The sequence below is a fragment of the Ectothiorhodospira mobilis genome, assembly GCF_016584115.1.
Lineage (GTDB): Bacteria > Pseudomonadota > Gammaproteobacteria > Ectothiorhodospirales > Ectothiorhodospiraceae > Ectothiorhodospira > Ectothiorhodospira mobilis.
In genome coordinates, this window is sequence record NZ_NRSK01000029.1 from 18,569 (window position 1) to 28,756 (window position 10,188).

Here is a 10,188-nt window from a genome sequence, read left to right on the forward strand (position 1 = left end):
TCTCCGGGGGATCCCGGTGCAGACCAAGGCATGACCGCCCGGCCGGCCGCTTGAGCCGTTTGTCAGCCGGTATTGCGCTGGCCGGCGGCGATGGCGTTGATGGAGCGCAGCAGCGGGGACAGCCAGGGATCCTCCTCGTCCGGCATCTGCCCGCTGCGGCGTCGCCTGAGCAGGGTGATCTGGATGTGGTTCAGCGGGTCCAGGTAGGGATCCCGCCGCATCAGGGACAGGGTCAGGGTGGGGTTCTCCTCCAGCAGGGTGCCGGTCCCGGCCACCGCCAGCACCTCCGCCACGGTGCGTTCGTATTCCTCGCGGATGGTGCGGTAGATGGCCCCGGCCTGATCCCCATCGCTGCACAGCTGGGCATACTCCCCGGCGATGCCCATGTCCGCCTTGGACAGGGACATCTGGCAGTTGGACAGCAGGGAGTGGAAGAAGGGCCATTCCCGGTACATGGCCTGTAGCCGTTCCAGTCGCTTTGGGTCGTCCCCCCGCCATTGGCGCAGGGCCGTGCCGATGCCGTACCAGGCGGGCAGGGTGTGGCGGGACTGGGCCCAGCCGAAGACCCAGGGGATGGCGCGGATGGAGGCCTTGGTGCGGTCGCTCTTGCGCCGGTGGGAGGGGCGCGAACCGATGTTGAGCTGACCGATCTCCTGCACCGGGGTGGCCTCGTAGAAGTAGTCCAGCAGGCCCGGGGTGTGGTCGGTGAGGGCGCGGTAGGCGGTCTCCCCGGTCTCGGCCAGTTCCGCCATGATGCGGGTGTGTTCGGACCGGTCCTGGCTGTGCAGGCCGATGAGCCCGCGGCTGGCCTTGATCAGCCCCGTGGCCCCCATGCTCAGTTCGTACACCGCCGTCTCGATGTTGCTGTACTTGTAGGACAGCACCTCCCCCTGTTCCGTGAACTTGATCTGTCCCTGCACCGTCCCCGGCGGCTGGGCGAGGATGGATTCGTGGGTGGGTCCGCCGCCGCGGCCGATGGTGCCGCCCCGGCCGTGGAACAGGCGGCACTGCACCTTGCGGGCGGAGGCGATGGCGATGATCTTCTTCTGGGCGTCGTAGAGGTTCCAGGCCGAGGCCAGGATGCCCCCGTCCTTGCAGGAGTCCGAGTAGCCCAGCATCACCTCCTGGCGGTTGCCGGAGGCCCGCAGCAGGCGGGCGTAGACGGGGCTGTCCAGCAGGCGGGTGAGCACCCCCTCCACGTGGTGCAGGTCCTCGATGGTCTCGAACAGGGGGGACACGCGCACATGGCAGTGATCCCCCGCCGGTTCCGCCCCCAGGCCCGCCAGGCCGGCCAGACGGGCCAGCAGCAGCACCTCCATGACATGGGAGGCGGCATGGGTCATGGAGATGACATAGGTGCCGATGCCTTCGCCCCCGGTCTCCCCGCGCATGCGCGCCATCACCTGGAAGACCCGCAGGGTCTGGCGGGTGGTCTCCGTCAGGTCCTGTGGCTGTGGCGGCACCTCGTCCTGCAGGGCCGCCTCCAGCAGGGCCATGCGCCCGGCCTCGTCCAGGGCCGTGTAGTCCGGGCAGCGCCCGGTGGCGGCCAGGATCTCCGCCACCGCCTCGGTGTGCACGGAGGACTCCTGGCGCATGTCCAGGTGATGCAGGTGGAAGCCGAAGGTCTCCACCAGGCGGATCAGGTCGGTGAGCTCACCGCCGGCGATATTGCCGTCGCCGTGGCTCACCAGGGAGTCCCGCAGCAGGTACAGGTCCTCCAGCAGCTGGTGATGGTCCCGGTAGGCGGACTTGGTGGGCAGCACGGCCTGCTCGCCGTTGAGGCGGCGGCGCACGGTGTGCAGGGTCTCGTTGAGCCGGTGGCGGATGAAGTAGAGCTTGCGCCGGTAGGGTTCGGTGCGCATGCGGTCCGTCCCTCCGCCGAACACGGCCGGGGCGATCTGCTCGTCCCGGGCCAGGCTGTCCAGGAAGGCCTGGGTGGGCTGGCACATGAGGGAGGAATGGGTGAGCACAAAGCGCAGGTCGTGGACCCGGCGCACGTATTCCGTGAGCACCTGTTCCATGGCCAGGCGGCAGGCCATCTCCGTCACCTCGGGGGTGACGTTGGGGTTGCCGTCCCGGTCGCCGCCGATCCAGGAGCCGAAGCGCAGCAGGCTGGGGATGCGCACCCGGGGGTTGCCCTGGGCATCGCTGCCGTAGCTGCGGCGGATGGCCTTCTCCAGCAGCCGGTAGGTGAGGGGGACGGCGGTGAACAGGCTCTCCACGTAATAGAACAGGCCGTACTTGATCTCGTCGATCACCTGGGGCTTGCGCTCCCGCACCTCGTTGGTGCGCCACAGCACCTGGATCTGGGTCTCCAGGTTGCGGATCACCTCGGCCCGCTCCTCGCGCCCCAGGCGGGGGCGGTTCAGGGGTTCGGCCGCCAGGAAGATGCGCCGCTGGGCCTCCATCACCGTGCGCCGCCGGGCCTCGGTGGGGTGGGCGGTGAACACGGGCATGTACATCACCTGCTGCAGCAGTTCCTGCAGCTGCTCCGGGGGGATGTCCATGGACTTGAACTGGCGCACGGTATGGTCGAAGGAGCCGAGCCACAGGGGCCCGCCCTCGCTCACCTGGCGGCGGCGTTCGCGGTAGAGGAAGTCCTCCTCGGCGATGTTGGCCAGGGAGAAGTAGATGCTGAAGGCACGGATCACCGTCTCCAGGCGCTCGGGGGGCATCTCGTCGATGAGGCGCATGAGCCGGGCGCGGCGGTTCGGGTCCTCCCGCCGCCGCAGGCTGACAAAGCCCCGGCGCAGCTCCTCCACCGCGGCGTAGACCTCCTGGCCCTCCAGGCGGCGGATGATGTTGCCCAAAAGCTTGCCCAGGAGCTTGACCCGGGCACGCAGCTGCTTGTCCCGGGGGATGCGTTCCCCGGCGTCGGTGGCCGTACTGCTCATGAATGCACCAGTTCCCGGTAGAGGGTTTGATAGGCCCGGGCGCTGCGCTCCCAGCTGAAGTCCATGTTCATGCCCCGGCGCATGAGTCCGCGCCAGATCTCCGGTTCCGCGTGCAGGGTGAGACCCCGGGCGATGGCCTCCCCCAGGGCCTCGGCGGTGGGGGCGTCGAACACCAGGCCGGTGGCGGTGCCCTCGGCCTGGTGCAGGGCGTCGGCGTCCACCACGGTGTCCGCCAGGCCGCCGGTGCGGCGTACCACGGGGATGGTGCCGTAGCGCAGGCTGTAGATCTGGTTCAGGCCGCAGGGCTCGAAGCGGGAGGGCATGAGGAACAGGTCGGCCCCGGCCTCGATACCATGGGCCAGGGTCTCGTCGTAGCCGATGCGCAGCCCCATGCGTCCGGCATGGCGGGCGGCCAGGCCCTGGGCCCGACCCTCCAGGCCGCGGTCACCGCTGCCCAGGATGGCCAGTTGCACCTGCCCGGAGTTGAGCAGGGGTTCGCAGGCCTCCAGGATCAGGTCCATCCCCTTTTGCGGCACCATGCGCCCCACGTGCCCCAGCAGGGGGATGGCGGGATCGGGTTCCAGCCCCAGGGCCTCCTGCAGGGCCTGCTTGCAGGCGGCCTTGCCCTCCAGATGCTCCGCGTCGTAGCGGGCTGGGATGAGTTTGTCCCGGGCCGGGTCCCAGTGGCGGTAGTCGGCGCCGTTGAGGATGCCCTGGAGGTCTTTCGCGCGGGCGGTGAGCAGGCCGTCCAGGCCCTGGCCGAACTGGGCCGTCTGGATCTCCCGGGCATAGGTGGGGCTGACGGTGGTGAGCCGGTCGGCGAACACCAGGCCCCCCTTGATGAAGGAGAGCTGGCCGTGGAATTCCAGTCCGTGCAGGTTCCAGAATTCCGGCGGCAGGATCAGGTCCTCCAGGACATGGGCGGGGAAAAGCCCCTGATAGGAGAGGTTGTGGATGGTGAAGACCGTGGCGGGGCGTTCGGGATACTGGCTGAGCAGGGCCGGGGCGAGGCCGGTCTGCCAGTCGTTGCAGTGCAGGATCTGGGGTTGCCAGTCCAGCCCCGCCTGGTCCAGGGCCAGCTTGACGATGGCCCGGGCGAAGAGGCCGAAGCGCAGGTGGTTGTCCTGCCAGTCCCGGCCGTCGGGGGCCTTGTAGGGGTCGCCGGCGCGGTCGAAGTGCAGGGGGGAGTCCACCAGGTAGAGCTTGACGCGGGTCCTGGGCAGCAGTCCTTCCAGGATGCGCACCGGGACGTCCCAGCCGGGCAGCTGGATCTCGGCCACGGGGGTGGTCTTGCCCGCCGCGGCCCGGGCCGCGGGGTAGGCGGGCAGGACCAGGCGCACGTCGTGGCGCAGGCGTTTGAGGGCGGGCGGCAGGCTGCCGCACACGTCCGCCAGGCCGCCGGTCTTGATCAGCGGGTGGGCCTCGCTGGAGGCGAAGAGGATTTTCATGGTGGTATCGTGCCCCATCCCTTGTGACGACGCCGGGAAGCGGGCGGGCGCTCCCTGTGGTGGTTTCGTGCAGGTCATGATACGCATGCGGCCTGCCGGTGTTAATCGAGTTCTGCGGTAGGGTGCCCGTGGTCCGGGGGTGCCCTCCCTCCGGGGGACGCCGTGAATCCATCCCTGGAGGCTTGCGCGCCGCTTCCCTGCGGCGCACACCCCCTGCGGGAGGGCACCCCCGGACCACGGGCGACTCTCCCGATCCGCTGGGACGCAGTGGATCCCTCCCTGGAGGCTTACGGGCCGCTTCCCTGCGGCGCACACCCCCTGCGGGAGGGCACCCCCGGACCACGGGCGACTCTCCCGATCCGCGGGGACGCAGTGGATCCCTCCCTGGAGGCTTGCGCGCCGCTTCCCTGCGGCGCACACCCCCTGCGGGAGGGCACCCCCGGACCACGGGCGACTCTCCCGATCCGCGGGGACGCAGTGGATCCATCCCTGGAGGCTTACGGGCCGCCTCCCTGCGGCGCCCCCCCCTTCGGGAGAGTCCCCGGACCACGGCGTCTTTCCCGATCCACCGGGACGCCGAGGATCCTTCCCTGGAGGCCTGTGCGCCGCTTCCGTTATCTTTGCCCTTTCCGATCCCGTTCATCCGAGGAGCCCCCATGTCCGTGACCTCCCACTCGCCCGACACGACCCGGGCCTGGTCCGCCCTGGAAGACCACTTCGAGGCCCTGCGGGATGTGCACATGCGTGATCTCTTCCAGCGGGATCCCGGGCGATTCCCGCGCTATACCGTGGAATGCGGCGATCTGCTGCTGGACTATTCCAAGAACCGCATCACCGACGAGACCCTGACCCTGCTCCTGGATCTGGCCCGGGAGATGCACCTGCCCCAGTGGCGCGAGGCCCTGTTCTCCGGCGAGCGCATCAACTGCACCGAGGGCCGGGCGGTGCTGCACACCGCCCTGCGGGGGGAGGCGCCGGTGGTGCTGGACGGCAAGGACGTGATGCCGGCGGTGCGGGCGGTGCGGAAGCGCATGCGGGGGTTTACCGAGCAGGTGCGCTCCGGGCACTGGACCGGCCACACCGGCAAGCCCATCCGCCATGTGGTGAACATCGGCATCGGCGGCTCGGACCTGGGTCCGCTCATGGTCTGCGAGGCCCTGCGGCCCTACGGCCACCCGGGGCTTTCCATGCATTTCGTCTCCAACGTGGACGGCACCCACCTGGCGGAGACCCTGAACAGGGTGGACCCGGAGACGACCCTGTTCATCATCGCCTCCAAGACCTTCACCACCCAGGAGACCCTGACCAACGCCCACAGCGCCCGGGAGTGGTTCCTGGCCTCGGGGGCGGGGGAGGAGAATATCCGGCGGCATTTCGTCGCCGTGTCCACCCACACCGAGAAGGTGAAGGCCTTCGGCATCGACCCGGAGAACATGTTCGTCTTCTGGGACTGGGTGGGTGGCCGCTACTCCCTCTGGTCCGCCATCGGGCTGCCCATCGCCCTGTACCTGGGCATGGACCGCTTCGAGGAACTCCTGGCCGGCGGGCGGGACATGGACCACCACTTCCGGGAGGCCCCCCTGGAGCGGAACATGCCGGTGATCATGGCCCTGCTGGGGGTCTGGTACGTGAACTTCTTCGGCGCCCACACCCACGCCATCCTCCCCTATGACCAGTACCTGCACCGCTTCCCCGCCTACCTGCAACAGGCGGACATGGAGAGCAACGGCAAGAGCGTGGACCGCCAGGGGCGGCGCGTGGACTGGCACACCGGGCCGGTGATCTGGGGCGAGCCCGGCACCAATGGCCAGCACGCCTTCTACCAGCTCATCCACCAGGGCACCCGACTGGTGCCCTGCGATTTCCTCGCCCCCTGCAACAGCCAGAACCCCATGGGGGACCACCACGACATCCTCATGTCCAACGTCTTCGCCCAGACCCAGGCCCTGATGCAGGGCCGCACCCTGGAGACGGTGCAGGCCCAGATGCGCGCCGAGGGCCTGGACGAGGACACGGTGGCCCGCCTGGCCCCGCACCGGGTCTTCGAGGGCAACCGCCCCAGTAACACCCTCCTCTTCGACCGCCTCACCCCCCGCACCCTGGGCCGCCTCATCGCCCTGTACGAGCACCGCATCTTCGTCCAGGGGGTGATCTGGAACGTCAACTCCTACGACCAATGGGGTGTGGAACTGGGCAAGCAACTGGCCCGCACCGTACTGGACGACCTGCGCGCCAACACCCCCGCCACCGGCCATGACACCTCCACCAACGGGCTCATCGACTGGTACAAGGGGCGGCGGGGCAATGGATGATCCCCGGGGTGAGACCCGAACCTTCCCCACGACGCTGTTTCGGGCCCACCGCAACTGGAACCCGTCCTTGCCACGCGAGGACGACGAACGGCCCAGGGCTGAGGTCCCGGCCCTGGAGGGATAAGCTGAAGGGATTCTCCAACAGGAGCGCTGCCGACATGTCACAGCTCAGCGTCGAGCACCTGGCCCAGATCGAACGCGCCGAGGTGGTGCTATGTTTATTGGTTGAGTCAAGGTGTCGGATTTAGGGGGCTGATTCCGTCAACACGAGGGCTGATGGAGATAACATGAGATAGGGACTGACAGGAGGAACCCATCATGGACAGTATCCGTCAATTCAGGATTCACCCGCCGGGGTACGGCCCGCTGAGTCTCCGGGTCGAGCCGGGCGAGGCCAACGAGCGCCTGCGGGTGAGCGTCTGCGCCCGCATGCTGGGTCGCTGCGTGCATCTGGGCCGGTTCGCCGCGCAGGAGAAAGACCAGGGACTGCGGTTCCACCCGGTGCTGACCGAGGACAGCACCCTGCTCCGACTGGGTATCCGGCTGAACTCCATCCCCGACCCGTTGGATGTGCCCGGTCTGCTGCACGACTTTCAGGACACGATCCTGGAGCACCCGACCGATCCCGCCGACACCACCCGGCATCCGCCCGCCACCGAGGCGAGCGGCGAGCCGGAAGACGACCTGGAGGACCTGATCGAGCGGGAACGGGGGTGGGAGCCCCAGCCCCAGGAGCCCGATGAACCCATGAGCTGGATTGAGGAGGCCGCAGAGGCGCTTTCACGATACCAGGATAAGTGGGCACGGGAGGAAGCCATCCGCAAGCTCGTCTTCGAGCTGCACGAAACGCTCAGTGAAATGCGGCGCAGGGATCGGGAAGCCTTCTTTGAAGACTTTGCCGAGCTTTGGGATGCATTGGACGCGGTAGTCCTGCAGTATTCTGCCAAAGACGAGGAGATGGGGATTCCAGATATACATCGAGATAGGTATAGACCTTCGTCCCCACTTTACGATTTCTACATTGGTGAAACCTTATAACCCTTGAAGGTTTCACCAAAATTGCGCGAGAAGCCCCCGGCTTTAGCCGTGGGGGCGTCAAATCGGACACCCTGGAGCTAGGTGGATTATCGATCCTTCGGATGCTCCCCCGGCTCCAGATGGCCCCCCCGTGCGGTTGTCCCGGCCACCGCTCCACTGCGGGTCGTAGGGCTCTCCACCGGCGTCCTGCTGCACCGTGTCGGATTCGGACAAGTCACCGCCCTACATATTTTAACCACTTTTCTTGCGCCACTTCCGGATTCTAACAACTCTATCAGATCAGGTGATGTCCAGTTGATGTCTATCGTGACACCGGGGCTGTATAACATGGTGTTTTAGTCGCTGGCCAGTGGGAGTGAAGAGGCTGTGGGGGCTGTATGGTCAGCTGGGAGTGACTGTTGGGCGCGGATGTACACGGTGTTCATTCTTGAGCGCATTTTTGCTTTGTATCCCCTTTCGCTTAGTGTGTCGATAAGATTGATCCCCCATAGATGCTCTGAATTCTCAATTATTATGCATTGAAAAAAGGGGACAGGCCCCATTTTTGACCCGGCCAAATTCCGCTTGGAACGTCGAGGAGCCGCATGGTGCAGGCCCCTCCGCCAGCCTAACAAGCTGTGCTAGAAGGGTCGCGACGCCCACTGGATCAAAAAGCGAGTTTCCCGCCATTAAAACAGTTTCTTCTTGATATTCGAAAAAGAATTCAGTCCGCCCCTGTGATCACTCCCGGTTTTTGCCAAAATAAAGGGGCAGCGCATTTCATCTCTAAAAAATAATTTATAGTGCTTCCCGTCGTCGTTTATTGAAAAACCAAGGCGTTCAAGTTCCGACCGTGTAGTCGAATCCATATCTCGATATCTACGAAGCAATTCTTTTAAAGAATCAAGAATGGTTTCTTTTTCTCCTGGTAGGTTATTGGAATCAATCAAATCCCTTAGCACATGATAGCGGCGGCTGTGCGGCTCGGATGAATTAAGTTCTTTTTCAAGAGCTTCTACGATTAACGACAGGCGTTCTCCTTGGTAAAGATCTCCCTCTGATGTGCGGATGTTCAAATCCTTCCCTTTAGTTCCGCCCCCCTCGTTTTGGTTGAAATGGCTATATTTTAAGCGGCTCACTTCCGCCTCTAGCCGTTGAATCTCCTCGTTCTTGCTTTCCAGTTCAGTATCAAATAATGATATATATTCATCGACCTCGTGGGAGCCGGAATCCCGTAGCTCTTGAATGCGTTTTCGAGATTTCTGTTCTAAAATATAACTCCATGTGCACTCTCTTTTTGTTCGCTGGGATAGAAGTGATGCCCGGACTTTCTTGGCAATGGCGTTTTGAAGTGATTTCGGATCGCTAAATTCTCCTTGAGGCAAGAATAGCCATTTCCCGATCCCGTCAGGCCAGTAAATGGCGACAGCGCCACCATATGCATTTTCTCTGTAAACTAATGGCGCTAATTGGAAGGAGAATCTCCGATTCGGTTCTACGAGAACGTGTGCCATGCCTGACAGCCACTGTGCGAGTTGTGCGGTATTTATGTGGCTATTACCGTCACTATCGGCACTGACATATACTACAGGCATGAAGCATCCAGCGTTCGCGGTTATTATATCCGCCGCTAGATCTACTTGTTCTTCTGTAAGGTGGATTGGTTTATCGCAGACGGTTAAATAGCCATCCTTGCCGCCACCAATTTCTCGCATAATTGTTTTTAATATATACGGGCGCTTTCCGTTATCGATTCTTTCGACTGGCAGCTCAGAGTCTACGCTTAGTTGTACTGATATCCAGAAATTATTAGCGCGTTTAGCGCATGCAACCTCTGTGACCCATCGCATTCCATCCAAGTCAAGGTTTTCATGGCGAAATCCACTTGCTTCCTCACCATTATGATGTTTTATGAAGCGAATCTTTTCGTTGTCCGATTCTCTGGACCATTCATCCCTGATGTCAGTTGCATTTTTCATCACGGAAGCAAGGCTTGAATGAGGGCTCCCTGCTAGCCAAATACGCCCAGCTTCAAACAAGTCATCCACGGACTTCGATTCGTTAATAGGGAACTGTGTCTTGAATGTCAGCATCTATAATTTCTCCTGAATTTAACCAATAACCGCAACGCCTCGGCATGCGGCGTGTTGCCTCTGTGACGAGCTCAACTAGACCTCAATTGGGGCCCGGTACCCGAGCCGCTTGCGAACCCGAAGGTTGATCTGGTCTTCCGCTTCCTAGATCTGTTCTTCGCTGACTTGGCCGAAGTCCGTTCCCTTCGGGAAGTACTACCGGATCAGGCCGTTGGTATTCTCATTCGTAACGCGTGCCCAGCCGTGATAGGGCCGGGGGAAGTACACGGGGCACTCGAGCTTCACGGTCTGTCAGGTCTCGCATGATTGTATACGCGTTTTCGAAATAGATCGGGGCGGTCCTGTTGCCAGGCCTTGAGGGTTTCCACCGGGGTGCGATGTCCCAGCGCCTTTTGGCCGATGTGATGGTTATACAGGCGCTGGT

The 10,188-nt window shown here is 63.7% G+C and carries 5 protein-coding genes and 2 pseudogenes; 2 read left to right on the top strand and 5 right to left on the bottom strand.

Going from position 1 to position 10,188, the window contains the following annotated elements; translation table 11 throughout:
* Nucleotides 1–62: 62 nt before the first annotated feature.
* Nucleotides 63–2,894 carry a phosphoenolpyruvate carboxylase gene (ppc, locus tag CKO33_RS10900; RefSeq protein ID WP_200182272.1) on the bottom strand — a complete coding sequence of 944 codons (2,832 nt, stop codon included), beginning with the start codon at nucleotides 2,892–2,894 and terminating at the stop codon, nucleotides 63–65.
* Nucleotides 2,891–4,342 (bottom strand): glycogen synthase GlgA, encoded by a 1,452-nt coding sequence (gene glgA / locus CKO33_RS10905; protein WP_200182273.1) that lies wholly within the window; start codon nucleotides 4,340–4,342, stop codon nucleotides 2,891–2,893. The genes ppc and glgA overlap by 4 nt, the downstream gene beginning before the upstream one ends.
* A gap of 656 nt (nucleotides 4,343–4,998) precedes the next feature.
* Here glgA and pgi point away from each other — a divergent pair.
* Nucleotides 4,999–6,654, top strand: coding sequence for a glucose-6-phosphate isomerase (pgi, locus tag CKO33_RS10910; RefSeq protein ID WP_200182274.1), 1,656 nt, complete (start codon nucleotides 4,999–5,001; stop codon nucleotides 6,652–6,654).
* Between the two features lie 318 nt (nucleotides 6,655–6,972).
* The gene (locus CKO33_RS10915; protein ID WP_200182275.1) at nucleotides 6,973–7,692 is read left to right on the top strand and encodes a hypothetical protein; all 720 of its coding nucleotides are present in this window, start codon (nucleotides 6,973–6,975) and stop codon (nucleotides 7,690–7,692) included.
* Nucleotides 7,693–8,360: 668 nt separating this feature from the next.
* Here the strand turns inward: CKO33_RS10915 and CKO33_RS10920 are convergent.
* The 3 genes and pseudogenes from CKO33_RS10920 to CKO33_RS13675 form a co-directional block, all read right to left on the bottom strand.
* Nucleotides 8,361–9,764, bottom strand: a complete 1,404-nt coding sequence (locus CKO33_RS10920; protein ID WP_200182276.1) for a hypothetical protein — start codon at nucleotides 9,762–9,764, stop codon at nucleotides 8,361–8,363.
* Nucleotides 9,765–9,839: 75 nt separating this feature from the next.
* Nucleotides 9,840–10,052 (bottom strand): annotated as a pseudogene (locus tag CKO33_RS14025) (transposase); the annotation flags it as partial.
* A pseudogene (locus CKO33_RS13675) lies at nucleotides 10,046–10,188 on the bottom strand (IS481 family transposase); the annotation flags it as partial. The pseudogenes CKO33_RS14025 and CKO33_RS13675, both read right to left, overlap by 7 nt.